This window comes from Paenibacillus naphthalenovorans, from assembly GCF_900099895.1.
Taxonomy (GTDB): domain Bacteria; phylum Bacillota; class Bacilli; order Paenibacillales; family NBRC-103111; genus Paenibacillus_G; species Paenibacillus_G naphthalenovorans.
In genome coordinates, this window is the sequence record NZ_FNDY01000006.1 from 35,032 (window position 1) to 60,456 (window position 25,425).

At 51.4% G+C, this 25,425-nt stretch carries 22 protein-coding genes and 1 other annotated feature; of the genes, 21 read left to right on the plus strand and 1 reads right to left on the minus strand.

Annotated elements, in window-relative coordinates; all coding sequences use genetic code 11:
• The first annotated feature begins 67 nt into the window (after positions 1-67).
• The 19 genes from BLT35_RS07975 (at position 68) to BLT35_RS08065 (ending at position 21,506) form a co-directional block, all read left to right on the plus strand.
• Positions 68-1,339 (plus strand): ABC transporter substrate-binding protein, encoded by a 1,272-nt coding sequence (locus BLT35_RS07975; protein WP_217634706.1) that lies wholly within the window; start codon positions 68-70, stop codon positions 1,337-1,339.
• Between the two features lie 62 nt (positions 1,340-1,401).
• A complete protein-coding gene (locus tag BLT35_RS07980; protein ID WP_201023556.1) occupies positions 1,402-2,295 on the plus strand; it encodes a branched-chain amino acid ABC transporter permease in 894 nt (297 codons plus the stop codon).
• Complete coding sequence (locus tag BLT35_RS07985; protein ID WP_074727489.1) at positions 2,292-4,121, plus strand: branched-chain amino acid ABC transporter ATP-binding protein/permease; 1,830 nt, start codon at positions 2,292-2,294, stop codon at positions 4,119-4,121. The genes BLT35_RS07980 and BLT35_RS07985 overlap by 4 nt, the downstream gene beginning before the upstream one ends.
• Positions 4,114-4,845 carry an ABC transporter ATP-binding protein gene (locus tag BLT35_RS07990; RefSeq protein ID WP_074727490.1) on the plus strand — a complete coding sequence of 244 codons (732 nt, stop codon included), beginning with the start codon at positions 4,114-4,116 and terminating at the stop codon, positions 4,843-4,845. Before BLT35_RS07985 ends, BLT35_RS07990 begins: the two co-directional genes overlap by 8 nt.
• A gap of 13 nt (positions 4,846-4,858) precedes the next feature.
• A complete protein-coding gene (locus tag BLT35_RS07995) occupies positions 4,859-6,046 on the plus strand; it encodes an iron-containing alcohol dehydrogenase (protein WP_074727491.1) in 1,188 nt (395 codons plus the stop codon).
• 34 nt (positions 6,047-6,080) lie between these two features.
• A complete protein-coding gene (locus BLT35_RS08000; RefSeq protein ID WP_074727492.1) occupies positions 6,081-6,881 on the plus strand; it encodes an SDR family NAD(P)-dependent oxidoreductase in 801 nt (266 codons plus the stop codon).
• Positions 6,882-7,021: 140 nt separating this feature from the next.
• Positions 7,022-7,438 carry an acyl-CoA thioesterase gene (locus tag BLT35_RS08005; RefSeq protein WP_175471954.1) on the plus strand — a complete coding sequence of 139 codons (417 nt, stop codon included), beginning with the start codon at positions 7,022-7,024 and terminating at the stop codon, positions 7,436-7,438.
• Positions 7,439-7,461: 23 nt separating this feature from the next.
• Positions 7,462-8,064 (plus strand): TetR/AcrR family transcriptional regulator, encoded by a 603-nt coding sequence (locus tag BLT35_RS08010; RefSeq protein ID WP_054818802.1) that lies wholly within the window; start codon positions 7,462-7,464, stop codon positions 8,062-8,064.
• A gap of 21 nt (positions 8,065-8,085) precedes the next feature.
• Positions 8,086-9,048 carry a thiamine pyrophosphate-dependent dehydrogenase E1 component subunit alpha gene (locus BLT35_RS08015; RefSeq protein ID WP_074727493.1) on the plus strand — a complete coding sequence of 321 codons (963 nt, stop codon included), beginning with the start codon at positions 8,086-8,088 and terminating at the stop codon, positions 9,046-9,048.
• Between the two features lie 17 nt (positions 9,049-9,065).
• Entirely contained in the window at positions 9,066-10,064 is a 999-nt protein-coding gene (locus tag BLT35_RS08020) for an alpha-ketoacid dehydrogenase subunit beta (protein WP_074727494.1), read from the plus strand.
• Positions 10,065-10,077: 13 nt separating this feature from the next.
• Positions 10,078-11,115 carry a 2-oxo acid dehydrogenase subunit E2 gene (locus BLT35_RS08025; RefSeq protein ID WP_074727495.1) on the plus strand — a complete coding sequence of 346 codons (1,038 nt, stop codon included), beginning with the start codon at positions 10,078-10,080 and terminating at the stop codon, positions 11,113-11,115.
• 11 nt (positions 11,116-11,126) lie between these two features.
• The gene (gene lpdA / locus BLT35_RS08030; protein ID WP_074727496.1) at positions 11,127-12,803 is read left to right on the plus strand and encodes a dihydrolipoyl dehydrogenase; all 1,677 of its coding nucleotides are present in this window, start codon (positions 11,127-11,129) and stop codon (positions 12,801-12,803) included.
• A gap of 19 nt (positions 12,804-12,822) precedes the next feature.
• Positions 12,823-13,608: an enoyl-CoA hydratase/isomerase family protein gene (locus BLT35_RS08035; protein WP_074727497.1), complete on the plus strand. Its 786-nt coding sequence runs from the start codon at positions 12,823-12,825 to the stop codon at positions 13,606-13,608.
• Between the two features lie 20 nt (positions 13,609-13,628).
• Positions 13,629-15,158 carry an acyl-CoA synthetase gene (locus BLT35_RS08040; RefSeq protein ID WP_074727498.1) on the plus strand — a complete coding sequence of 510 codons (1,530 nt, stop codon included), beginning with the start codon at positions 13,629-13,631 and terminating at the stop codon, positions 15,156-15,158.
• Between the two features lie 17 nt (positions 15,159-15,175).
• Positions 15,176-16,348, plus strand: coding sequence for an acyl-CoA dehydrogenase family protein (locus BLT35_RS08045; protein ID WP_062409137.1), 1,173 nt, complete (start codon positions 15,176-15,178; stop codon positions 16,346-16,348).
• A 39-nt stretch (positions 16,349-16,387) separates the two neighbouring features.
• Complete coding sequence (locus BLT35_RS08050; protein WP_054818805.1) at positions 16,388-17,155, plus strand: electron transfer flavoprotein subunit beta/FixA family protein; 768 nt, start codon at positions 16,388-16,390, stop codon at positions 17,153-17,155.
• A gap of 13 nt (positions 17,156-17,168) precedes the next feature.
• A complete protein-coding gene (locus BLT35_RS08055; RefSeq protein WP_054818806.1) occupies positions 17,169-18,143 on the plus strand; it encodes an electron transfer flavoprotein subunit alpha/FixB family protein in 975 nt (324 codons plus the stop codon).
• 72 nt (positions 18,144-18,215) lie between these two features.
• Positions 18,216-20,246, plus strand: coding sequence for a (Fe-S)-binding protein (locus BLT35_RS08060; protein WP_074727564.1), 2,031 nt, complete (start codon positions 18,216-18,218; stop codon positions 20,244-20,246).
• A 72-nt stretch (positions 20,247-20,318) separates the two neighbouring features.
• A complete protein-coding gene (locus tag BLT35_RS08065; protein WP_062409134.1) occupies positions 20,319-21,506 on the plus strand; it encodes an acetyl-CoA C-acetyltransferase in 1,188 nt (395 codons plus the stop codon).
• Positions 21,507-21,704: 198 nt separating this feature from the next.
• Here the strand turns inward: BLT35_RS08065 and BLT35_RS08070 are convergent, their stop codons facing one another.
• On the minus strand, positions 21,705-22,775 hold the full coding sequence (locus tag BLT35_RS08070) for a bifunctional 3-deoxy-7-phosphoheptulonate synthase/chorismate mutase (protein ID WP_074727499.1): 1,071 nt from the start codon (positions 22,773-22,775) through the stop codon (positions 21,705-21,707).
• Positions 22,776-22,829: 54 nt separating this feature from the next.
• Positions 22,830-23,077 (minus strand) — a binding site (T-box leader).
• 548 nt (positions 23,078-23,625) lie between these two features.
• Between BLT35_RS08070 and BLT35_RS08080 the strand changes: the two genes are divergently transcribed.
• A complete protein-coding gene (locus tag BLT35_RS08080) occupies positions 23,626-24,360 on the plus strand; it encodes a FadR/GntR family transcriptional regulator (protein WP_062409132.1) in 735 nt (244 codons plus the stop codon).
• Between the two features lie 58 nt (positions 24,361-24,418).
• The gene (locus BLT35_RS08085; RefSeq protein WP_062409131.1) at positions 24,419-25,408 is read left to right on the plus strand and encodes a 2-hydroxyacid dehydrogenase; all 990 of its coding nucleotides are present in this window, start codon (positions 24,419-24,421) and stop codon (positions 25,406-25,408) included.
• The last annotated feature ends 17 nt before the right edge of the window (positions 25,409-25,425 follow it).

The following is a 25,425-nucleotide window of genomic DNA, read 5'->3' on the forward strand; positions in this document are numbered from 1 at the left end:
TGTTGTGCGCACCATACAGCCTGATCCGGTCTTATTCATTTTTTGTAAAATGGGGGGGAATCGTGAAATGAAGAAGAACATGAACACATGGAGAACATGGTTGAGTCTGTTGCTTGCGTTCGCTATGTTGGTTGCTGCCGCATGTGCCAATTCAACCGACGTTGAACCGCAAAAAAGCGCATCCGACGGGATAATATCAGGCGGAGCAAGCGGAGGTACAATCAAAATCGGTATGACTTCTGCATTGACCGGACCTTATAACGAATATGGGGAGGGGAATAAACGGGGGGTCGAATTGGCCATTGAAAAGTGGAACCGGGAAGGCGGGATTCATGGAAAAAAGATCGAACTTATCGCTTTGGACGACCAGCTTGTTCCCGATAAGGCGGCAAACAACATGCAGCAGCTTCTTGACGATAAAAGCATTGTCGCGATCATCGGCCCTGCCGGCAGCGGTCCGGCATTAGCTACCGTACCTTTAACGGAAGTTTACGGAATCATTCAAATTAACCCCGTGGCCCAGACGACCGACGTTACGTATCCTAACGGTGTAAATAACCCGCCGAGAAAAACGGTTTTTTCCTTCGCGCTGCAAAACGATGTGGAAACGGAAGTGCTCGCTACATTCGCGGGAGAGCAGTGGAAAAAGATCGGTCTCATTCACGAAAGTACGGCATACGGCAAATCCGGTATGGAATTGGTAGAGAACATATTGAAGGAGAAATACAACATCGTTCCGGTCGGACGTGAACAATACAACCAGAAAGCGCCGGATATGACGGCCCAATTGGCCAAACTGAAAAAGGAGGGAGCGGAGGTCATCGTCTGCGTCGGTTTAGGCGCCGATCTCGCCAACATTCGTAAGGGAATGAGCCGTCTGGACATGAATGTACCTCTCGTTGCGACGAATGGCGCCCTTTCCAACCCGTATAAAGAAGGCGCGGGCGATCTGGTCGTCGGCACGATAGGTACGATGATCAAAGCGTTCGGTGAAAACCCATTGTCCGCTCCGGCCAAGGAATTTGCCGACGCCTATATGAAAAAATACGGGAAAGACCGGTATTGGGGAGATGGAGATACGCCCCAGTTGTTCATGTCTTTGAACGTCACCAATGCCTACGATGGAGCCATTGTGCTGTTTGAAGCGATGAAAAAAGCCGACAGCACGAAGACACCCGATATTATTGCGGCTTTGGAATCCATGAAAGACTACCAAGGGGTAAATGCCATTTATACGTTTAGCGACAAGAAGCATCACGCTATTGGCACTGACGGTCTTGGATTATTCCAGTATGTAAAAAATGGAGACGACATCCAAATGGTCCCTTATCAGCAATAAAATGCGGGAGGGTCGACATTTGGCGGTTTACCCTCCGCATCTATCTTTGAGGAGGAAACAGGATGGGGAATATTCAATTTTTGCTTGAATTAATTTTTGCCGGCGTCTGTGTAGGCTCCGTTTATTCCCTCGTAGCTCACGGGTTCAACATGACATTTTGGTCCAGCAAGGTTCTCAACTTCGGTCATGGGCCGTTTATTATGTTCTGTTCCATGCTCATTCTATCATTTCTTAATATGGGAATTTCCTGGGCAGTCGCCATTGTGCTTGGACTCATTTGCATTTCATTGCTGGGAATGATACTGGAGAGGGTATCGATTCGTCCCTTAATCAAATATCCTTCCAGTATGGGATGGATCGTGTCCACCCTGGGGATCGGACTGTTTTTGCAGGCTCTGGCATCGAAAATCTGGGGATCACAGGCGATAGCGTATCCTGCATTTCTGTTCACAAGCACGGATTACGTTTCGCTGTTCAGCGTCAAGTTGTCATCCCAATACCTGCTCGTCTTGTTCGCTGCGCTGTTTATCATGCTGTTCATGGAAATGGTCATGCACAAGACGATATGGGGGAAAGCAATGAAAGCAGTCTCTTACGATCCGACATTAGCCCGCATTATGGGAATAAAATCCAAGCTCGTCATTACGTATTCCTTTATTTTGAGTGCGATTTTGGCTGGTATCGCCGGCTTCCTGATCGCACCGATCTACGGGACGGTCAGCCCTGACTTCGGGATGAACATTATGGTGCTTGGCTTTGTCGCGACCGTACTTGGCGGGGTGGGAAGCTCGAAAGGCGCTTTAACAGGCGGCATTCTGGTCGGCGTTATTGAAAAGCTGGTTGGCGGGTATCTGTCCAGTTCCGCGGAGCACGGGGTTGCCTTTGCTATTTTGATCCTCATTCTCGCGATAAAGCCCGAAGGCTTGTTCGGGTCCAGGGCGGTGTTGAAAGTATGACGACAATGAGCATGCAAAAAGGCGTTCAGCCTGTATTGACGATCATCCTTGTTCTGCTGGCTGCCGCAGCTCCATTGTTGATGTCACCTTCTAATGTGCAGCTGTTTATTTTTTGGGGAATCAATATTTTGTTAGCGCAAAGTATTAACCTGCTGAGCGGTCTCGGCGGTCAAATCTCTCTCGGCCATGCGGCGTTTTATGCGATAGGCGCTTATGTTTCCGCCATATTTATGGTACGTTTCGGTTTTCCTCTGTATATTACGATTTTACTGTCGGCTGTTGTCAACGCATTGGTAGGCTTTCTTGTATCATTTCCGGCTGGAAGAGTCAGAGAATTTTACTTGGCGATGATGACCTTGGGCTTCGGTTTCGTGATCGAGGAGATCATCAAAGAATGGTCCAGCGTCACCGGCGGGGTTATGGGATTAAGCGGAATCCCTTCACCCAAGCTGGGCACCATGCATTTGTTCGGCATACAATTGAATCTGCTCCACTATTATTGGATCGTATTTCTGGTTGTCGTGTTGATGGTGTGGATGCTGCGGAATTTCGTCCAGTCGTACTACGGCCGTTCCTTTCTGGCTATTCACCGGAGCGAACTCTCCGCATCCAGTATCGGCATCTCTCCGGGCCGGGTCAAGCAGCTCGCCTATACGATGAGCGCTTGCCTGGCGGGTATTGCCGGTGCGCTGTATGCGCATCTGATGGCTTACATCGGGGCGAATTCTTTCGGCATGATGCAATCGATTGAAATTCTGGTTATGGGCATACTTGGCGGATTCGGAACCATTATCGGTCCCATACTCGGCGCCGGATTTTTAACTTTTATTGCAAACAAGCTGCAGTTTATTAAAGATTATCAGCTGATGATTTATTCGCTTCTTCTCGTCATTTCCTTTCTGTTTATCCCCAGAGGCTTTGCCGGCTTATTGGGGATCCGTACGGCACTTAGCAAGGAGAAACGTCTCCAAAAGGTAAAGCCGATTTCTGAGGTTTCTGAGGTTAAGCCTGTGCGCATTCCCGGGAGGGAGGCACGCACGCTTTCCTACGGCCCTCATCACAAAGTGTTAAAGGTGGAAGGCGTGATCAAGGATTTTGGCGGACTTCGCGCGCTGCAGCATGTGAGCCTGGAGCTGGGGCAAGGTACCATTCTGGGCTTGGTAGGTCCTAACGGTTCGGGGAAAAGCACATTGGTCAACGTGATCAGCGGCGTTTACCCGGTGACTGAAGGCAAAATCAGTTTCGGCAAAACGGAAATTACCCATATGCCCACGCATGCCATTGCCGGTCAGGGCATTATTCGAACCTTTCAGGATCCGCACAATGTCGGCAATATGACGGTCAAGGAAAATCTGCTGTTAGGCAGACATCAAAAATACCGATCCGGCATTGTGTCCTGCGTTCTCAATTTGAAAAGCTCTCTGCTTGAAGAACAGGAAAATCTGGTCAAAGTTCATGAAATGGTGGAGCTCTGTTCATTGGCGCAGTACTCGGAAGAAATGGTTGAAAATTTACCGTACGGCGTGCAGCGAATGGTAGAAGTGGCCAGAGCGATTCTGGCTGAACCTGAACTGCTGCTTCTGGATGAACCGGCAGCGGGATTGTCCGAGCATGAAATGCAGGAATTAAGCAAGCTTATCCGGTATGTCAAGTCGCGGGGGATCCCGGTCATCCTCATTGATCATCATATGGAATTTCTAATGGGTCTTATCGATGAGGTGATCGTATTGGATTCCGGTAAAATGATCTATTCGGGCGATGCGCAGGGCATGCAAACGAATCAACAGGTGATTGAAGCCTATTTGGGGGTTGCGAATCATGCTTAGTGTGCAGAATGTACATGTCAGTTATGGTCCAATCAAAGCCTTGAAAGGGGTTTCCCTTGACATTCGAAGCAAGGGGATTACCGCCATCATTGGCGCGAACGGTTCGGGGAAAACGACCCTGCTTCATTTCATCAGCGGGTTGGTAACGCCCGAGGAGGGGGACCTGCTGTACGAAGGAATCTCCATTGCAGCGTGGCCTACGGAAGCACGTGTCAAACAAGGCATCGCTCACGTAATGGAAGGCCGCCGTTTATTCAAGGACCAAACGGTCTACGATAATTTGCGTCTGGCCGCACATTTTCGTACACCCAGGCTTGAGAAGAAAACGATAGCCAACAAGATTGAGCAGGTGTTTCAGCGGTTTCCGATTCTGGAAAGCAAGAAGCATCAGCTGGCAGGCACGCTCAGCGGGGGACAGCAGCAGCTGTTGATTATATCGGCGGCTTTGCTTTCGGCTCCTAAATTGCTTCTGCTCGACGAGCCGTCTTTGGGTTTGGCTCCGGTAATTATCGACGAGGTATATTCCTTTTTGCAAGAGCTTAAACAGGCGGGAATGACTATATTTATTTCGGAACAGATGGCGGCTCTCGCGCTGCGCATCGCCGACTATGGCTATGTGCTGGATCGCGGCGCAATCGTGAAAAGCGGGGACAGCGCTTATTTGAAAGCTTTGCTCGCTTCCGACGATCTTTCGTCCATCTATTTGGGTAAAGGTAACCATTAGAGGAGTGATGTTCATGTCAAGCTGCTACCGGTTTATTCCGGTTGAGAAAGTGTTCCATGGTGCTGGCGTCATTGAAAATTTGCCTGCGGAAATCGATCGTTTAGGCGCCAGGAAAGCTGCATTGCTTACCAGTAACAGCCTGTTCGCTTCTCCGGTTATCAAACGCTTGGAACAGCTGTTGGGAAGCCGTTTGGAGGTTGTCCTCTCGGGTACCGTGCAGCACGCGCCAAGCCAGTCGATTTTCGAAATCGCTTCCAGGCTGAGGAACCGGGGTATCGACCTGTTAATCAGTTTAGGTGGCGGCACGGTCATCGACTCTGCAAAGGCCATCGCTTTAGTATTGGGAGAGGGCCTCGATGAGCCGCAGCAATTACAATCGTATTCGGTCAAATTCGAGTATCCCGATAAAATCGAAATTCCTCAAGTCAAGCAAAAATTAATACCGCACATCGCCGTTCCAACGACGTTGTCCGCAGCCGAGTTTTCCAACATTATCGGCATTACAGATGAGCACAGGAAGGTAAAGGAACTGTACATCGATGACCAATTGACGCCGAAAGTCGTATATATGGATCCGGAGCTCTGCACGCACACGCCGGCCTGGCTGTGGTCGGCCACCGGGATGAGAGCGCTGGATCATGCCATTGAAACCGTTTATTCCAAGCAAACTCACCCCATCACCACGGCGCTCGCGCTCCAATCGATCCGGCTGCTGAGCGAATATCTTCCGAGATGTAAAAAAGATCCAGCGGATTTGCAGGCGAAGCTGCAATGTCAAATGGCTGCCTGGATGTCGTTCTTTGGCGTGAGCAACGTGATGATGGGACTCAGCCACGGCATCGGACACCAAATAGGAGCCCATGCCAACGTTGCCCACGGCGTAACTTCTTGTATTATGCTTCCGCATGTCATGCGCTTTTCGCTGCCTTTTACCTTGGAACAACAGGCCCTGATCAGTGCCGCCATGGGCGGCGAAGTAAGCGGCAGGAGTGTGGAGGAGGCCGCCGCAATGGCTTCGCAACTGGTGACCAAACTGGTGGCTGATTTGCAGCTGCCGCTAAGGCTTCGCGATGTCCAGGTGCGCAAAGAGCAGTTTCAACCGATTGCGGAGGACGCCATGAGAGATCTGGTCGTGGCAAGCAGCCCCCGACCTGTACAAGGAACCGGCGAGATTGTAGCTCTTCTCGAAGCCGCATGGTAGGGAAGCGCAATTCATGATAAGAGGTGAGAGACGAATGCGGGGAAGACTGGCGGGGAAAGTGGCGCTTATTACCGGTGCCTCGAGAGGTCTTGGAGCGCTGGAAGCCGTTATGTTCGCCAAAGAAGGAGCGCAGGCCGTTATCGTGTCCGATGTCAGCAGGCCGGCTTTGCAGGAAACGGTGAAGGCGGTGGAAGAATTGGGCGGAGCGGCGGCTGTTATTCCGCTTGAACTGAATGTCACCCTTGAAGAAGATTGGATTCAGGCTGCAATCTCGATCGAGAAACGGTTTGGGAAACTGGACATTTTAGTCAACAACGCGGGAATTACCAAAAGGGAACGGTTTGTCGACTGCTCTTTGGCCGATTGGAATCAGGTGATTGCCGTTAACCAGACCGGCGTATTTCTTGGGATGAAATATAGTGCGCCGCTGCTCCGAAAGTCAGGCCGCGGGTCGATTATTAATATGTCGTCGATCGCCGGAGTGACCGGTTATTTTGCAGCTCCCTATACCGCGAGTAAATGGGCGGTGAGAGGCATGACCAAGGCCGCTGCGCAGGAATTTGGCGGTTGGGGAATCAGGGTGAATTCGGTTAATCCCGGCTTCATCTGGACGCCGCTTACGTTACCGGCCAAGCCAATGGTAGAGGCTTTTAACAAAGTGAACGCCCTCGAACGGGCGGGTGAGCCGGAGGAAGTCGCCCAGGCCGTTATTTTTCTCGCTTCCGACGAATCCTCCTACATGACCGGAGGGGAAATAACGCTCGACGGGGGAATGACGGCAGGCGGCGAAATTCGGCTGATCGCCAAGGAACTCGGCATTTATCGTGATGAGTAATCCGTCCTGCCGCTGAACGTTCAGCGTCTCCCTTCCAAGCAGCAAAGAAATGAACCAGGTATTGCCAAAATACCATCCGGTCGGTATAATTATCATAAGGTTAATAAATACCGACTGATCGGTATGTTTCTTGGGGGAAGGTGAAGCGGTTGGTCCATCTTACAGAAATACGCACCCGGTATTGTGAATCGGATGCACTCGGTCATATTAACAATGTCAGCTATTTTATTTATTTCGAGCAGGCGCGCGTCGATTTTATGCTGGACACCGGCATGGTGCTTCCATCCGGGAAGTTCCCGTTCCTCGTTGCTTCACTGCATTGTGAATATAAGAAGCAGATCTACATCCATCAGACCTTGACAATCCACACCTATGTCATGGAAATCGGCAGATCCAGCTTCAAACTGGGACATGAAATCCATGATAAAGATTCGAACGAGCTGTTGGCGGTAGGCGAAGCCGTCCTGGTGAGTTATGATTTAATTGTACAGCAAACGACCCGGCTAACCGATGAGCTGCGTTTGAAGCTGGAAAATTACGTTCGAATCAAAAATTAATAACAGTAAAGGTGTGAAATCAAGTGACGTTTGACGGATCTTCAGTGAACCGCAGGCAGGGAAGCGACACAAAAACGGAAATATTGGATATCGCGTTGTCTCTGTTTGTTAAGAAAGGGTACCATGAAACCTCCATGCAGGATATAGCCGACACAGCCGGTCTAACCAAAGGCGGATTATATTACTACATTAAGAGCAAGGATGACGTGCTGTTTTTGCTTCACGACCGCTTTATTGTCGAAGGGTTAAGACGGTTGCGTCTGGTAGAGGCCGAAGCGCTAGAGCCTGAGCATAAGTTGATCGAACTGCTGAAAATGCACCTGCAGATCATTGACCAATTTAAGGACGACATTACCCTGTTCTTTAACTGTATGAAGTATTTAAGCGACGACAAAAAGCAGGCCGTGCAGGTGAAGCGGGATGAATATGAAGACATCTTCGTGCGCGTCTTGGAAGAAGGCAAGAAAAAAGGCGTCTTTAAAGTCGAGGACAGCCATATCGTCGTGCTGTATGTTCTGGGAGCCTGCAACTTTATGCATACCTGGTATAAGCCAGGCAAAGGAAAGTCGATCGAGGAGCTGTCGGATATCTTTATTACTCTCATCACCAAAGGCTTATTTCAGTAAAACCGAAAAGGGGACGGTAACGTGAAGATAAGCAAAGAGCGGCTGCTCGAACTTTATGAAACGATGATGAAGATACGAAAATTCGAAGAGAGAGTCTCCGGGCTGTTTGCCGGCGGGCACATTCCCGGATTCCTCCATCTCTATGTCGGGCAGGAAGCGGTGGCGGCCGGTGTTTGCGCCAATCTTCACAGGGACGACTACATTACCAGCACCCACCGGGGACACGGACACTGCATTGCAAAAGGCGCCGACGTCAAACGGATGATGGCCGAATTGTTCGGCAAACGGACCGGTTACTGCAAAGGAAAAGGCGGTTCCATGCACGTTGTCGACGTCAACCTGGGGATCCTTGGCGCCAACGGAATCGTCGGTGCGGGCATGCCGATCGCGGTGGGGGCGGCTTTTTCCGCCAAAGCCAGGGGCACCGGCCAGGTTGCCGTAGCCTTCTTTGGAGAAGGTGCGACAGGAACGGGCTATTTTCACGAATCGTTGAATCTGGCTGCCGTTCTGAAGCTGCCCGCCATCTTTGTATGCGAGAGCAATCAATATGCCGAATTCACTCCGCGGGAAAAACATTTGCCGGTGAAAACCGTGGCGGAACGAAGCAAAGCGTACGGGATCGAAGGCTATGATCTGAATGGAAATAATGTGGTGGAAATATTTGAAGCGCTGTCGGCCATTGCGGCAAAGGTTCGTGAGGGAGGAGGACCTGTCATTGTGGAATGTTTCACCCATCGTTGGAGCGGTCACTATGAGGGAGATCCGCAAAAATACCGTCCGGCCGGCGAGGCCGAGGAGTGGAGGAAGAAGGATCCGATCCTCCATGCGGAACAAGTGCTCCGTGAGCAGTATGACGCCGACATAACGGAACTTGCGGGGATTAAGGACCGGGTCGAGCGCGAAATCGATGAAGCGGAGCGGTTTTCGATGGAAAGCCCGCTGCCCGAAGGCGAAGAAACTCTGCAGGACGTTTATGCTTCTTAACTTGGGAGGTGGAAGTTTTGGCGGTACTGCGTTACAACCAGGCCATTAATTTAGCACTGAAAGAGGAAATGCAAAGGGACGAAAGCGTCATTTTGGCCGGAGAAGATATTGCGGCCTCCGGCGGATCGTTCGGCGTTACGCGCGGCTTGCTGGAGGAGTTCGGCGAAGGTCGGGTTGTCGACACGCCCATCAGTGAAGGCGCTATTGTCGGCATGGCCATCGGTTCCGCCGCCAGTGGTCTCAGGCCGGTCGTCGAAATCATGTTTATGGACTTCATCGGTGTCTGCTTTGACATGATTATCAACCAAACGGCGAAAATGCGGTTTATGTCCGGCGGACAAATGAAAATGCCGCTCGTCATTCGTACGCAGGCCGGGGCGGGATCAAACGCGGGGCCGCAGCATTCGCAAAGCCTCGAAGCGCTGCTAATGCATATTCCCGGACTGAAAGTAGTGATGCCCTCGAACCCATACGATGCGAAGGGCCTGCTCAAAGCAGCGATACGCGACGATGATCCCGTTATTTTCATTGAGCACAAGATGCTGTACGGCTTGAAGGGAGAACTCCCCGATGAAGAGTACACCGTCCCGCTCGGTCAGGCGAAGGTGGTTAAGGAAGGCCGCGATGTGACCATCATTGCGCTTGGCCAGATGGTCAACAAAGCGGTGCAGGCGGCACAGGTGCTGGAGGAGTCGGGCATCAGCGTGGAGGTGATTGACCCGCGGACGGTTACTCCGCTCGACAAGGAAACGATTCTCGAATCGGTGAAGAAAACGGGAAGGCTTGTTATCGTTCACGAAGCAGTGAAAATCGGCGGCATCGGGGCCGAACTGGCCGCAATGGTGCAGGAGGAGGCGTTCGACTACCTGGATGCCCCCATTCAAAGGGTCGCTGCCCCGTTCTCGCCTGTACCCTACAGCAAGCCGCTCGAACATTACTATATGCCGAATGAGAATAAAATGATCGAAGCGGTTCAGCGAATCTGTGTGGGCAGACAGTTCGCAGCTGCGAAGTAGGGAGGGGGACGGAATGACAAGCGTCAGGCGGATATTCGCTTCTCCGCGTGCAAGAGCTCTGGCGGCACAGCGGAACATCCCGATAGCTGAAGTGGCGGGAAGCGGGCCTTCCGGCCGAATCATTGAACAGGATGTGCAGGTTTATCGTTGGCAGCGTGCAAACATGTCCAGCGGGCCCGCCAGAGATCCAGACATTCGGCCGGATAAGAAGATTCAGGCCACTCCGCTCGCCAGAGCGATCGCTCAGTTGGAAAACATCGCCCTGTCCACGGTAGCGGGATCCGGTGTGAGCGGCAAGATCAGGAGCTCCGATGTAAGGCCGCGGAAAGGGGAATCAGCTTCAGCCGGTCTTTCTGCAGAGCGCGTCCCCCCTATGAAAGCCGTTCCGATGACGGGAATGCGTAAAATCATCGCGGAACGGATGGCCTACAGCAAGCAGACGGCTCCCCATGTCACGCTTACAGTGAAAGCGGAGGTGACCCGGCTTGTGGAGCTTCGAAACCAATGGATGCAGGACGGCATGAAGGTGAGCTATACGGATCTTTTGGTAAAAATCGCAGCAAAGAGTTTGCGTGCGCATCCGCGTGTCAATGTCTCCATGGAGCAGGACGGGATCGTCAGGCATCCACAATGCGATATCGGCGTGGCCGTCGCTTTAGAGGAAGGCTTAATCGTCCCGGTCATTCGTGATGCCGATCGAAGGAGCCTGCAGGACATTTCCAGGGACCTGGCGGATAAGATCAAACGCTCCAAAGAAGGCAAGCTTCGGCGGGATGAAGTGCAGGGCGGACGGTTCACGATCAGCAACTTGGGCATGTATGAGGTGGATGCATTCACTCCGATTATCAATCTTCCTGAAAGCGCTATCCTTGGGGTGGGAAGAGTGATCGAGGATTTGATTGTACATAACGGGCAAATGCACATCGGGAAAACCATGGTTCTGTCGCTCTCCTTTGACCATCGGGTGATGGATGGCGCACCTGCGGCTTTGTTCTTAAAAAATATAAAAGAGTTGCTGGAGAATCCGGAAGCTCTTCGGGACTCTTTGTAGGAGCAGTGAAGATGAAAAAGGAGATTATCGTTCCAAAAGCGGGACTCACCATGGCGGAAGCGACCGTCGGACTCTGGCTGGTCTCTGAAGGGGATGCGGTTGAGAAGGACCAAGTCGTTTTGGAACTCGCCACGGACAAAATTACGGTTGAAGTCACCGCCCCTTGCGACGGAATCATTGTCTCTATTCTGCACCAGGAAGGGGAAACCGTTGCGACCGGGGAGTGTCTTGCCATGATGGAGACGGAAGCTGCGGAGGCGGAACGGCCTTCAGCCTCACAAGCGGCATCCGGCGCAACCGGAGAAGAAAAGGTGTACGATGTAGCGGTGATTGGAGCGGGTCCCGGCGGGTATGTCGCCGCTATACGTGCTGCTCAGCTTGGCGGCAGGGTCGTTTTGATCGAACGGAACGATTTGGGAGGCACCTGCCTGAACACGGGCTGCATTCCGACGAAGACGCTGCTGCGGGCTGCGGAATTCGTCAAAATGCCGAAAATCGCAGCGGAATACGGCGTTTTCTTCGAAAAGCCCCAAGTCGATTACTCGCGTTTGATCGATTACAAGGATCGGGTCGTCCGAAAGCTGCAGAACGGCGTCGCCGGACTGCTGCACAAAAATAAAATCGAGCTGCTCAAGGGGCTAGGCACGCTGGTCGATCCGCACACCATAGAAGTGCGGTCGGAAGACCGGAAGAGCCATAGGATCGAAGCGAGACATATTATCGTGGCGAGCGGTTCCCGGCCGCACATTCCGGAGATTCCGGGGCTGAAGGAGGCTGGCCCGATGACCAGCACCGAAGCGCTTGCCGGAAAAGAACGGCCGAGAAGCGTGGCCATTATAGGTGCCGGAGCGATCGGGTGCGAATTTGCCGGCATGTATGCCCCTTTGGGTACAGAAGTTACCCTGATTGAAAGCGCCGATCAAATCCTGCCCGGGATGGACCGGGATCTGGCCCGCGTTCTCGCGCAATCCCTGCATCAAGAGCAGGTGCGTATTCTGACCTCTGCAACCGTTACCCGAATCGGTATCCATGGCGGCCGAAAGATCGTACATGTAGAAACCGGTCAGAGTTCACAGACCATTGAGGCCGATGCCATTCTTGTCGCGACAGGAAGGAGACCGGATGTGGAGCAGATGCGGGAGCTCGGGGTCCGGCTGGAGGGCGGAAAAATTGCCGTAGACGATCAGATGAGAACGAGCATCCCTTCCATCTACGCCGTAGGGGACGTCACGGGAATCGAGTTCCTGGCCCATGCAGCCTCCGCTCAAGGAATCGTCGCAGCCGAAGCCGCCATGGGGAGGCCTTCCACAATGGACTACCGCACGGTTGCCCGCTGTATATACACGTCTCCCGAGATCGCATCCGTAGGCTTGAACGAACGGCAGGCCAAAGAGCAGGGACGGGAATACCGGATCGGCAAATATGCTTTTGAAGCCAACGGAAGGGCAATGACTTACGGGGAAACCGCAGGCTTTGTAAAAGTACTGCGCGATACCCGGTACGGTGAAATTCTCGGTATCCATATCATCGGCCCGAACGCATCCGAACTTATCGGAGAGGCGATCATGGCCGTCCATCTGGAGGCAACCGCAGAGGAATTTGCATTAGCCATTCACCCGCATCCTGCGCTGTCGGAAGTGCTGCTCGAGGCGATTCTTGCGAGCATGGGACGCGGCATCCATTCTTAACCGTGAAGGAGAGATTTGTATGCAGTCTTTTCAATATCTCAGGTTCGAAAACAGCTCAGGGCTCGCCACGATTGTCCTGAACCGCCCGGAAACCTTGAACGCCATAAACGACGCGGTTCTGGATGAGCTGGATCAAGCGTTCACGATGCTGGAGCGGGACGATCAGACAAGGGTGGTGATGATTACCGGCGGCGGGGATAAAGCGTTTGTTGCCGGCGGGGATATTGCTGCGATGCGGCAGATGAGTGTTCTGGAAGGCGAGAAATTTGTGTACCGCGGACAGGAAGTATTGAAGAAAATAGAAGACTCGCGAAAAGTCGTCATTGCGGCGCTTAACGGCTATACGCTCGGGGGAGGGCTGGAGCTCGCTCTGGCCTGCGACATCCGAATTGCCTCGGAGAAAGCCAAATTAGGGCTGCCGGAAGTATGCATCGGCCTTTATCCCGGATGGGGCGGCACCCAGCGGTTGGTAAGGCTCGCCGGCAAAGGAATTGCCAAAGCACTGGTCTTTACCGGAGAGCGCATTTCCGCCGAAGAAGCCAGGGAACTCGGAATTGTGAACAAAGTAGTGAAGCATGAAGAATTGATGACCTACTGCCGGACGCTGGCCCAAAAAATAATGGAAAACAGTCCGATTGCTGTCATGCAGGCGAAAAAAGCGATTAATCAAGGAAGCGAAATTTCTCTGGACCAGGCCCTGGTTCTGGAAGCGGAAGCATGGCTTGTCAACTTCAGCACCGAGGACAGAGTAGAGGGTTTAACTTCTTTTCTTGAAAAACGCAAGCCCCATTATCAAGGCAAATAAGCAGAAGGCAGGGTTGATTTATGAAATATATCGGAAATAACAATTTTTCATCTATTGTAACCCGAGGCGCTTTAAACAACCCGAACAAAGAAGTCATCACCTTCAAGCAGCAAAGAATGACATACCGAAAGCTTCAGGAGCGAGTCAGCGCCTTAGCGCAAGGGCTGCTGGACCTCGGAGTAAAGAAGGGCGATGTGGTGGCGATTCTCTTATTTAACCACACCGAATATTTTGAAATTATTTTTGCCGCTAACCGGATCGGGGCGATCTTTTTGCCGCTAAACTTCCGCCTAGCCGCTGATGAAATCGCATACATTGCAGACAATGCCGATGCCAAAGTTATTTTTTCAGAAGACTCCTTCCATGAAACGTTGGATTCCATTCGGGGGAATGTGCAGCAGCTTCAGCATTATATTACGCTGTCCGCCGATGAACTGTCCGGGTGGATCCGATACGAGCAAATAATAGAAACGAACCGGGGAGCCGAAGTTCCGGATGCGCACGTCGAACTGGACGACCTGCACCGCTTGATGTATACGTCCGGCACGACTTCCCGGCCCAAAGGCGTCATGATTACCTATGGGAATCTGTACTGGAAAAATATCGGCCATATTTGGGAATTCAATATTACACCCGACGACAAAACGTTAATCTCCGGTCCGCTGTATCACGTCGGAGCGCTCGACTTGACGGCAACCGGCACCCTCTATCGCGGCGGCAGCATCGTCATTATCAACAAGTTCAACACGGTCGAAGTGCTGGAAACGATCCAAAGAGAAAAGCCGACGAACCTCTGGCTGGCTCCCGCCATGGTCAACATGATCCTGCAGGAACCGACCACGGATCAGTATATACTGGATTCGATCCGCTACATTATCGCGGGCGGGGAACGAATGCCGGAGCCGCTCATCCAAAAAATCCAGCAGTTGTTTAGAAACGCTTGGTTTTGCGACGCGTACGGCTTAACCGAAACGGTGTCGGGGGACACCTTCATGCCGAGGAGCATGACGATTGAGAAGCTCGGATCGGTCGGACGTCCCTGCCTGCATCTCGATCTGAAAATCGTAGATGAGCAGGGAAAGGAAGTTCCGCCGGGCGAGGTAGGCGAAATCGTTTTGCGCGGACCGAAAATCTCAAAAGGATATTGGAAAAACCCGGAGGCTACCGGAAAAACGTTCAAAGACGGCTGGTTTTTTACAGGAGACATGGGCAGATTGGACGCGGACGGCTTCCTGTTTATCGTAGACCGCAAGAAAGATATGATCATCAGCGGCGGAGAAAATATCGCATCGCTGGAGGTGGAGCGCGTTCTCTATGAACTTCCTACCGTACTTGAAGCTTCTGTCATCGGGATACCGAACGAAAGATGGGGGGAAGTGCCTAAGGCGTTTGTAGTCGTGAAGCCGGGTGAAACCCTGACCGCAGAAGAAATTCGAGTGCATTGTATGTCCAGACTGGCCAAATTCAAAGTGCCGAAAGAAGTGGAATTCATAGATAAACTTCCGCGGAATCCGTCCGGTAAAGTTCTTAAAAGACTATTGAGGGAATAGAAGGAGGCTGAAACCGAATGAATTTTGAAATAACCGACGAACAAAAGATGATGCGCGACGGCGTTCGACAAATCGCCGAGGATTTCGGTTTGGACTATTGGCGGGAAAAGGATGACAAGCACGAATTCGTCCATGAATTGTGGAGCGAACTCGGCAAAAACGGTTATATCGGTGTGGCCGTTCCGGAAAAATTTGGCGGCGTCGGACTTGGAATGATGGAAATGACCATGGTGATCGAGGAGCTGGCTAAAGGAGGGGCTGGGTCCACGGTAGCACAGCTGTTTATGCTCACTCCCGTTTTCGGCGGGGTGACGATCGATCTTCATGGCAGCGAAGCGCAAAAGGAACAGTATCTGACGAAGATGTCCGCCGGTCAGCTTAATTTCTGCATGGCGCTGACGGAGCCGAACGCAGGCAGCAACTCGCTTGAAATCACGACGACTGCCAGGAAAGAAGAAGATCATTACGTGATCAACGGTCAAAAAATTTGGATCTCCGGCACCGATGTGGCCGATAAAATGCTTATCGTCGCCCGGACGACAAAGCGCAGCGAAGTGCAGAAAAAAACCGATGGAATCAGCCTCTTCCTGGTGGATACCCGGGACCCCGCCATTACGCTCCAGCCGATTGAAAAAGTGGGAACCCACTGTGTACGGTCCGATACGGTATTTATAGAAAATTTGAGAGTGCATAAAGACAACCTGATCGGAGAAGAAGGCAAAGGCTGGTCTTACCTTCTGGATACGCTTAACGCGGAACGGATTGTGACGACAGCCGGGCTTATTGGGACGGGACAGCTCGCTTTGCAGCTTGCGGTGAATTACGCGAAAGAACGGGTGGTGTTTAACGATACGCCGATCGGCGCTTATCAGGGCATCCAATTCCCGCTTGCGAAAATTCGGGCCGAACTGGAGCTGGCGCAGCTGATGAATTATAAAGCCGCATGGCTCTATGATCAGAAGAAGCCGAACGGCACCGAAGCGAACATGGCCAAATTAATCGCGGCCGAAGCCGCCTTCCATGCCTGCGACCAGGCCATGCAAGTCATGGGAGGGTATGGCTATGCGAAAGAATACCACATTGAACGGTTGTGGCGCGACGTCCGACTTTTCAAAATCGCCCCCGTATCTGAAGAAATGATTTTGAATTATATCTCGCAGCATGATCTCGGTCTGCCACGGTCTTATTGACTTTCGTTTTCCTGATTGATTGCGGAGGAGGGGTGAAGGATGGACATCTTGGTTTTGCTGAAACAGACATTTGGCACGGAAGAAAAAATTTTCATCGAGAACAGGAAGATCAAAGAGGACGACGCGGAATTTGTGATCAATCCTTATGACGAATATGCGGTGGAGGAAGCGATCCGCTGGAGAGACGAATTCGGCGGTGAAGTGACCTTGCTTACCGTGGGACCGTCCAGAGCCGAAAGCGCGCTGAGGACTGCGCTGGCTATGGGGGCGGACCAAGCGATACATGTGATATCCGAGGAAAGCCAGGATGATGAAGCGGTGATTGCCGGCATCATCGCCAAAGCCATCGACGGGAAAGCCTACGATTTGATTCTTGCCGGAAATATGGCCATTGATTCGGGAGCCGGCCAGGTTGCCGTACGTGTCGCCGAACGGCTCGGGATTCCCCACGTGTCGACGATTACGAAACTAACCTTCAACGGCAATCGTGCCGCCATTGAGCGTGATGTAGAGGGTGACGTAGAGGTAGTGGAGGTCGACCTTCCTTTTCTGGCGACAGCCCAGCAAGGATTAAATGAACCTCGTTATCCGTCTCTTCCCGGCATCATGAAGGCGAAGAAGAAGCCGCTTCAACAGCTGACCGTCGCCGGTCTGAATATGCAGCCGGAAGAATTGCAGCCGTATACCGAGGTTGTCGATCAATATTTGCCTTCCCCCAAGCAGGAAGGTCGCATGCTCCAGGGAGAGTTGAAGGATCAGGTGAAGGAACTGGTACATTCGCTGCGCAGCAAAGAAAAGATCGTATAGGGAGAGATTGATGATGGGCAGAAAAGTGCTGGTAGTCGGGGAAATAAAAGACGGGCATTTGCGAAATGTAACCTTCGAAGCTTTGACGGCCGGAAGAAGAATAGCGGACGGCGGACCGTTGATAGCCGCACTCTTTGGGTCAGACGCTGAATCGTATGCTGAGGAATTAAGCAAGTACGGCGCAGAACAGCTTTATGCGATTTCCGGTGCAGGCGCCAATCCGACTAACGAATACTGCACCGAAGCACTTTCTCAACTCATTCAGGAGATACATCCCGATGCCGTGCTGATGGGACATACGTCCTCAGGCAGGGATATCGCTCCCAGACTCGCGGAGCGGATGGGTGTCGGATTGATCTCCGATTGCATTGGATTGGAAGTGGCGGGAGAAGACATTTTCTTTACAAGGGCGGTCTATTCCGGTAAAGCGTTCCAAGTAAAGACATTCCGCAGCGGAACGATCTGTGCCACTCTGCGTCCGAATAACGTTGACGTCTCCGAAGCTCCCGCCCAGACCGCTGCGGCGGTTTTCTACCCGGACGTCAAAGATCTGAAAGTGCTGGTCAAAGACATCGTTCGCAAAACGTCGAGCGGCGTGGATTTGAGCGAAGCCAAAATCATTGTTGCCGGAGGCCGGGGAGTGAAGAGTGCAGAAGGCTTCGAACCGCTTCGTGAGCTCGCAGATGTGCTGGGAGCTGCTGTGGGCGCCTCCCGGGCGGCATGTGATTCGGGATTCTGCAACTATGCGCTGCAAATCGGTCAGACGGGTAAAGTGGTAACCCCGGATTTGTACATTGCCTGCGGCATCTCCGGTGCGATTCAGCACCTGGCCGGCATGTCCAATTCGAAGGTGATTGTCGCCATCAATAAAGATCGCGAGGCCCCGATATTCAAGATTGCGGATTACAGCATCGTGGGCGACCTGTTTGAAGTTGTCCCTATGCTGACGGAGGCCTTTAAGCAAACCCTGATCGATGCGGCGGGTTGACCGCTGACGGAAGACCCGGATGTAAAAACAATCGGCGACAAGTAGGTACCCGCAGAGGATGGGGGAATGATCATGCTGTCACTTTTAAATTTCATAGCCTTTCTCGCTGTAACCGGATATGCGTTGTACCTTGCCGCTCATGTCATATACAGCCGCATCATGTTCATTCAACTAGGTAAAAAATCGAACCTGCGAAAAGATACCGCGGTCCGGCTCAACGAGTTTCTCGTTCAGGTATTCGGGCAGCGAAAACTTTTCAAGGACGCCAAAAGCGGCATCATGCATTTTATTCTGTTTTACGGCTTTATCATCCTTCAGTTCGGGGCTGTCGAGCTCATCCTAAAAGGATTGATCAAAGGCTTTGAATATCCGATCGGGGAATTTCATCCCTATTACAACGTTCTCCAAGAAGTCACTGCGCTGCTCGTCCTACTTGCTGCGCTTTATGCCTTTTACCGCCGTTATATCGAAAGACTGACGCGGTTGAAAAGGGGGTTCAAGGCGGGCCTTGTCATCCTTTTCCTCACGATTTTGATGTTCTCGGTCTTGATGAGCCTGGCTTTTGAGCATCTTTGGCTCGGGAATACGGGAAGCCCCCATGCTCCGGTTTCTTCGATTATCGCGGGTTGGTTTGCCGGTGTCAGTCCGGCTGCGGCGGGCGTATGGTTCTATGTGTTCTGGTGGATTCATCTGCTCACCCTGCTGGCGTTTGCTGTCTATGTCCCGCAGTCCAAGCACGCGCATATCATTTTTGCGCCTGTGAACGTCTATCTGCGGGATACGAAACCGGCTGGAAAGCTGACTTCTATCCATTTTGAGGATGAAACGCAGGAAACCTACGGGGTTGGCAAAATAGAAGAGTTCCGCCAAAACCAGTTGATGGATCTGTATGCCTGTGTCGAGTGTGGGCGCTGCACCCAGATGTGTCCGGCTGCGGGTACGGGAAAAACGCTGTCGCCGATGGACGTCATCACCAAGATGAGGGATCATTTAACGGAAAAGGGAGCGGCGATCACCTCCCGGACAGCGTGGATGCCTGGTTTCGTCTTCAAAGACACCGGAGCGGATACGCAGGTCAAGAAGGCGGAGACGGCGAATCTGGTCGGAGAGGTGATCACCGAGGAGGAACTATGGGCCTGTACGACCTGCCGGAACTGCGAAGATCAGTGCCCGGTGGCCAATGAACATGTCGAAATGATTATCGATATGCGCCGTCATCTCGTATTAACGGAAGGCCGCATGCCGTCAGAAGCGGTCCGTTATTTCCAGAACGTCGAGCGGCAGAGCAATCCGTGGGGAATCAGCCGGACAGAGCGGATCCTATGGCGTGAGGGGCGTGAGGATATCGTCGTCCCGACGGTGAAGGAAGTGGATGAATTCGAGTATTTATTCTTTGTCGGCTCGATGGGCTCTTACGATCAGCGAACGCAGAAGGTGGCGCAGTCGTTCGCCAAAATCATGAATGCGGCTGGAATTCCATTTGCTATTCTGGGAAATGAGGAGCACAATTCGGGGGATACGGCCCGCCGGATGGGCAATGAATTTCTATTCCAGCAGTTGTGCGAGAAAAATATCGCCAATTTTAAAAAGTATGGGGTGAAGAAAATCGTAACGATCTGCCCGCATACATATAATACGTTCAAGCATGAGTATCCGGAATTTGGGCTGGAAGCGGAAGTTTATCACCATACGGAGCTGATCTGGACCTGGATGGAAGAAGGGAGAATCAAACCGTCTCAACGGGTCAATGAAGCCGTCGCTTATCACGATTCCTGTTACCTCGGCCGGTACAATGGCATGTATGAGATTCCGCGAAAAATACTTCAGTCCATTTCGGGTGTGAAGCTGCTGGAGATGGAGCGGAACCGGCAGGATTCGATGTGCTGCGGGGCCGGCGGCGGCATGATGTGGATGGAGGAAACGCAGGGTACACGCGTCAACCTCGCTCGGACCGAGCAGGCGCTGCGCATGAGCCCGACAGCGATCGGAAGCAGCTGTCCGTACTGCTTGACGATGATGAGCGATGGCGTCAAAGCCAAAGAAGCGGAAGAGCGGGTCGCGACACTGGATATTTCGGAACTCGTGGAGCGTGCTCTCGCATAAACGATTCCGGTTCAAGCGCTGAATGGAAACGGCGGATTTTTTATGTTGGAGTAATGGAGAGGAGGGTACGCAATGACGGGAAGGGACGCCGTTATTGTGAGCGCCGTTCGTACGGCCATCGGCAGTTTTAACGGGAGCTTAGCCGCTGTACCGGCTACGGAGCTTGGATCGGTTGTGATCAAAAGCGCGCTTGACCGCTCAGGAATCGCTGCCCATGAAGTGGACGAAATTATCATGGGAAATGTATACCAGGCCGGACTGGGACAAAATCCCGTCCGTCAGGCTGCGGTCAAAGCCGGCCTGCCTGAAACCATTCCGGCGATGACCATCAATAAGGTATGCGGTTCAGGTCTGAAAGCCGTGCATTTGGCGGCACAGGCCATTTGGGCTGGAGAAGCCGAGGCCGTTATGGCGGGTGGAATGGAAAATATGAGCAGAGCGCCGTATTTGTTGGAAAACGCTAGAAGCGGCTTCCGGATGGGGGATCAGCAGGTGGTCGACAGCCTCATTCGCGACGGATTATGGTGCGCTTTTCATGACTATCACATGGGTATCACGGCAGAGAACCTGCGCGAGAAGTACGCCATTTCCCGGGAAGAGCAGGATGAATTCGCAGCCTGGAGCCAGCAAAAAGCGGAAACGGCAGCAGCACAAGGGAAATTCAGGGATGAAATCGCTCCTGTTCTGATTCCGCAAAGAAAAGGCGACTCCCTTGTCTTTGAAACGGATGAATTTCCCCGTAAAGGCGTAACGGCTGAGGAGCTCGGCAAATTAAAACCGTCATTTTTGAAGAATGGAACCGTGACCGCGGGCAACGCCTCGGGCATCAATGACGGAGCCGCATGCCTGCTTATAATGAGCAGGGAAAAGGCGCAAAAGCTCGGAATACCTCCACTGGGAGTGATAAAAGCCAACGCTTCCGCAGGGGTTGAGCCAAGTGTCATGGGGCTCGGTCCCGTGCCGGCCACACGGAAAGCGCTGCGAAAAGTAAGTCTCACCCTCGAAGACATAGACTTGGTCGAAGCGAATGAAGCTTTTGCCGTGCAGGCCCTTGCCGTTGACCGGGAGCTCAAATTCAATAGAAACAAGCTAAATGTAAACGGAGGTGCGATTTCGCTGGGACATCCCATTGGCGCGAGCGGCGCCCGGATTCTGGTTACCCTGCTTTATGAAATGAAACGCCGGTCCTCCCGGTATGGTCTTGCTACGCTGTGCATCGGCGGAGGCCAGGGCATAGCAACGATTATTGAAAGGGAATAAACCGATCCTTGTTCCCCTGTGATGGGTAAACATTAGCCCGGAATGCCCTGGCGAAGACCGATGCAGAAGAGAGCGAGCAGCGAAGTGAATTTCGCAGGTGTCCGGCGACAGCAGCATATGCGTATGAAGATCCCCGCTCGTCAAATTGGGACGGGGACATCGTTCGATATAGGGCATCGCCCTTTGTATTAGTGCTGCCTAGAGCAAGCCGGATTGCTTGACCTCTGCGTAGAAGCGGTTAAATTCGTCGATGTCAAGCTGCTGTGCCGCGTCGGACAAAGCGGTGGCGGGATCCGGATGAACCTCGACCATAACGCCGTCGGCTCCTGCGGCCAGCGCCGCTTTTGCGCATGGAGCCAGGATGTCTTTTCGTCCTGTAGAATGGGTCACATCGACAAGAACCGGTAGATGGCTTTCCTGTTTGAGAATCGGTACGGCAGAAATGTCGAGTGTATTGCGGGTCGCTTTTTCATAAGTGCGGATGCCTCGTTCGATCAGCATAACTTGTGTGTTGCCTCGAGATACGATGTACTCCGCTGCATGAAGGAACTCATCGATTGTGGCGGCCATTCCGCGTTTTAACAGGATCGGTGTGCGTACATCGCCCGCCGCTTTCAGCAATTCGAAGTTTTGCATATTTCTGGCCCCGATCTGAATGACGTCAATATAGCTGCCGGCTAGCTCGATATGGGCAGGATCTACGATTTCACTGATCGTTTTAAGGCCGAATTCGCTTGCTACTTCTTTTAAAATTTTTAGACCTTCAATCCCCAGGCCTTGGAAATCATAAGGCGATGTTCTGGGCTTAAATGAGCCTCCGCGCAAGACGGTGATGCCGGAAGCTTTTAGAGCGGCAGCTACTTGGCGCATTTGCTCGTAGCTTTCGACAGAGCATGGGCCCGCAATGATCAACGGCTTGCCGCCTCCAATGGTAATATCTCCTAAGGGTACAACCGTATTTTCCTTTTGCTTTTTGCGGCTGACCAGCAGCTGCTTTTTGTTTTCCGTTTGCTGCAGCTTTAATGACGCTTGAAAAATTTGTTTGAACAGGTGACGAACCGTCTCATGATCGAAAGGTCCGTTATTGCGGGAAACAAGCTCCTCCAGCATATTTTTTTCACGAACGGGATCAAATTTGGGCACCCCTTGCTTTTCTTTCTCCTGCCCGATCTCTTGAACTATGTGCGCCCTTTTCGACAGCAGTTCTAAAAGCTGAATATTTATAGAATCCAATTGTCCTCGTAACTGTTCTAATTTTCCCATGCTCATTTTCATTCGCTCCTTTACAAAATTGAGTATGAAAATACAAAAAAGCCCCCCATCGCAAGGGACGAGGAGCCGTGGTACCACCCTTATTAGAAATGTTCTCGCCTGTAACGGAGTACATTTCTCACTTTCAGCCCTATAACGCAAGGAATACGGGTATCCCTAAGGGATGCCAAAGGACAGGCAGCCGTTCAGGAACCAGCTCGGGAGTGAACTTCGGCAGACGTTCGTTCGGGTGCTTCCAGTCAGCGGCACGCCTTCCCTGTAAACGATAATCTGCTTACTCTTTCCTTCATCGCTTGTACTGAGATTCAGTTAATGTTTGATTAAGCAGTATTATATAATACGCTGGGAAACATTTGCAAATATGTGAATTAACGCGAGATTGCTTTCTGGTGTTAACGTGTTATCGCATCGAATATCGGTTTGCAATCCATTGAATGACTTCGCTATCGTTAAGGATTGCTTGGGCAATTGCGGACTATGTTACTTGGAACGTTTCGTTAAAGTGGAGGATATAATTATAGCTATTAGGGACAATGAAAATTTGTCGGAGCAGTTAATGCATGTGTTGGAATCATGAAGTTATTCCTGACGATAAGCGGTTTGGCTTATCGTCTTATTTTTAGCTTGATCGAGGTCTTTTTGATTTTAACGAAATAAAGCGCTTGTGCGTCGACACGAACATACATCCTGTTTAGTCTATAATGGACGTTGGTTCGTTATTCTAGTTTTATTAATATGGTCATCTCTGAAGCTATGTCCGATGAAATAATGGTTGACACATTTTGGAATTCGGGGTTTAATAAATATGATCCACAGGTCAGACCATCATAAATGTAAAGGTGATTCTATGGCTTTAAAGCCGATTAAGAAGAAGCGGCTCTTTGAAGAGATTATTGTTGCGATTGAACAATATGTACAGGAAGAAAATATCCAGCCGGGTGAAAAGCTTCCATCTGAGAACGAGTTGGCTTCCATTTTTAACGTCAGCAAAACGGCGGTCAGAGAAGCGATGAGTGTCTTGAACGCGAACGGAATTCTCGAAACCAGACCGGGTTCCGGCATTTATTTGAAGGATATTCATGGTGAATCCATCGTTGTGAGGGTAACCTCCAATTTGATGGAAAAAGGGGAGCTGCAGGAGATCCTTGATTTTCGCAGAGGGTTGGAGGTGGAAGCCGCCGGGTTGGCCGCCACTCGTGGTACGGAAGAGCAATTTGCGAAAATCAGGAAGGCGCATGAAGATATGGTCGAAGCAAACGGAGCGGGCATAATCGGGGTGGATGAAGACTATAATTTCCATGAGGAGATCATCCTTGCTTCCCATAATTCGATCTACAGGGATATCTTTAAAGCCGTATCGCCAAAATTGAAAGAAGCGATGCGCATCAGTAAAATGCAATCGATGAAAACGCCGGGATTGTTCCTGCAGGCTTATCAGGAGCATGAGGATATTATGGAAGCCTTGTTTAAGCGGGATTCGGAAGGGGCCTCCAGAGCGATGCGCCATCATCTGATCCGCAATGAGGAAAAAATATGGGCTAACTTGAGAGCGAATATTTCTTTTCCTCATAAAATGGTCTGACCATAATAAATCATTATTTTAATAATGATTATCATACCTTTGAGATTGGGGATAAGAGATGTCGAAGAAAAAAATTATTTATTTTGACCAGGTGTTTGATGAATTCAAGCAGCTCCTGGAGGAACACAAGCCGGCAGGCTTTGAATTATGGTACTGGGAGGAAATGAATCCGCAGGAGCAGCAGAATAAGCTGGCTATAGCAGACTATTTGCTGGTCGCTACCCGCCCATTGGATAAAACCATTCTATCCGGGGCCAGGAATGCCCGCTTTATTCAGAAAACGGGGGTCGGGGTGGACAATATCGACATCGAAGCGGCAACGCAATTCCACTTGCCTGTATCCAATACGCCGGGCGGCAATTCGACCGGAGTTGCAGAATTAACCATTTTGTTAACGCTTGCATTATACCGAAAGCTTCCGCAAGTCAATCAAGCCACCAAAAACGGGCAATGGTTGATGTGGGAACTTCGTCCATCCTCTTACGAGATGGAAGGAAAGACGCATGGTTTTATCGGCCTGGGCAATATCGGCAGAGAGACGGCCAAGCGTTCCAAAGCTTTCGGAACCGAAATCATATACTATGATAAATACCGGGTTTCCGAGGAGTTCGAACGGCAGCTGGGGGCAACCTATCTTCCGCTGGAAGAAGTATTGAAAAAGGCGGATATCCTGAGTTTGCATCTTCCATTGTTGCCCGAAACCAGGGGGATGATCGGTCTAAAGGAATTGCAATTAATGAAGCCGTCGGCGGTATTGATCAATGTAGCACGCGGGGGAATCGTCAAGGAAGACGAATTATACCATGCCTTGAAAGAAGGAATCATAGCCGGAGCAGGGATCGATGCGTGGGAATTCGAGCCGACCGATCCCGGTAATCCTTTATTAACGTTGGACAATGTGATTGCCAGCCCTCATCTTGGCGCAGGAACAAGAGATACGCTGAATAAAGTGCTTCATCTCGCGTTTCAAAATATAAAGCGGGTGGAAGAGGGGGATGCCCCCCGGTTTGTTGTGAATAACATAGAAACGGCAAGAATCGTAGATTAGCAGAATAGCATGATGAA

Excerpts from the sequence above, each read along its gene's own strand:
- BLT35_RS07975 (WP_217634706.1), top strand. The coding sequence starts at position 68 with ATGAAGAAGAACATGAACACATGGAGAACATGGTTGAGTCTGTTGCTT.
- BLT35_RS07980 (WP_201023556.1), top strand. The coding sequence starts at position 1,402 with ATGGGGAATATTCAATTTTTGCTTGAATTAATTTTTGCCGGCGTCTGT.
- BLT35_RS07985 (WP_074727489.1), top strand. The coding sequence starts at position 2,292 with ATGACGACAATGAGCATGCAAAAAGGCGTTCAGCCTGTATTGACGATC.
- BLT35_RS07990 (WP_074727490.1), top strand. The coding sequence starts at position 4,114 with ATGCTTAGTGTGCAGAATGTACATGTCAGTTATGGTCCAATCAAAGCC.
- BLT35_RS07995 (WP_074727491.1), top strand. The coding sequence starts at position 4,859 with ATGTCAAGCTGCTACCGGTTTATTCCGGTTGAGAAAGTGTTCCATGGT.
- BLT35_RS08000 (WP_074727492.1), top strand. The coding sequence starts at position 6,081 with ATGCGGGGAAGACTGGCGGGGAAAGTGGCGCTTATTACCGGTGCCTCG.
- BLT35_RS08025 (WP_074727495.1), top strand. The coding sequence starts at position 10,078 with ATGACAAGCGTCAGGCGGATATTCGCTTCTCCGCGTGCAAGAGCTCTG.
- lpdA (WP_074727496.1), top strand. The coding sequence starts at position 11,127 with ATGAAAAAGGAGATTATCGTTCCAAAAGCGGGACTCACCATGGCGGAA.
- BLT35_RS08035 (WP_074727497.1), top strand. The coding sequence starts at position 12,823 with ATGCAGTCTTTTCAATATCTCAGGTTCGAAAACAGCTCAGGGCTCGCC.
- BLT35_RS08040 (WP_074727498.1), top strand. The coding sequence starts at position 13,629 with ATGAAATATATCGGAAATAACAATTTTTCATCTATTGTAACCCGAGGC.
- BLT35_RS08045 (WP_062409137.1), top strand. The coding sequence starts at position 15,176 with ATGAATTTTGAAATAACCGACGAACAAAAGATGATGCGCGACGGCGTT.
- BLT35_RS08050 (WP_054818805.1), top strand. The coding sequence starts at position 16,388 with ATGGACATCTTGGTTTTGCTGAAACAGACATTTGGCACGGAAGAAAAA.
- BLT35_RS08055 (WP_054818806.1), top strand. The coding sequence starts at position 17,169 with ATGGGCAGAAAAGTGCTGGTAGTCGGGGAAATAAAAGACGGGCATTTG.
- BLT35_RS08060 (WP_074727564.1), top strand. The coding sequence starts at position 18,216 with ATGCTGTCACTTTTAAATTTCATAGCCTTTCTCGCTGTAACCGGATAT.
- BLT35_RS08065 (WP_062409134.1), top strand. The coding sequence starts at position 20,319 with ATGACGGGAAGGGACGCCGTTATTGTGAGCGCCGTTCGTACGGCCATC.
- BLT35_RS08070 (WP_074727499.1), bottom strand. The coding sequence starts at position 22,775 with ATGAGCATGGGAAAATTAGAACAGTTACGAGGACAATTGGATTCTATA.
- BLT35_RS08080 (WP_062409132.1), top strand. The coding sequence starts at position 23,626 with ATGGCTTTAAAGCCGATTAAGAAGAAGCGGCTCTTTGAAGAGATTATT.
- BLT35_RS08085 (WP_062409131.1), top strand. The coding sequence starts at position 24,419 with ATGTCGAAGAAAAAAATTATTTATTTTGACCAGGTGTTTGATGAATTC.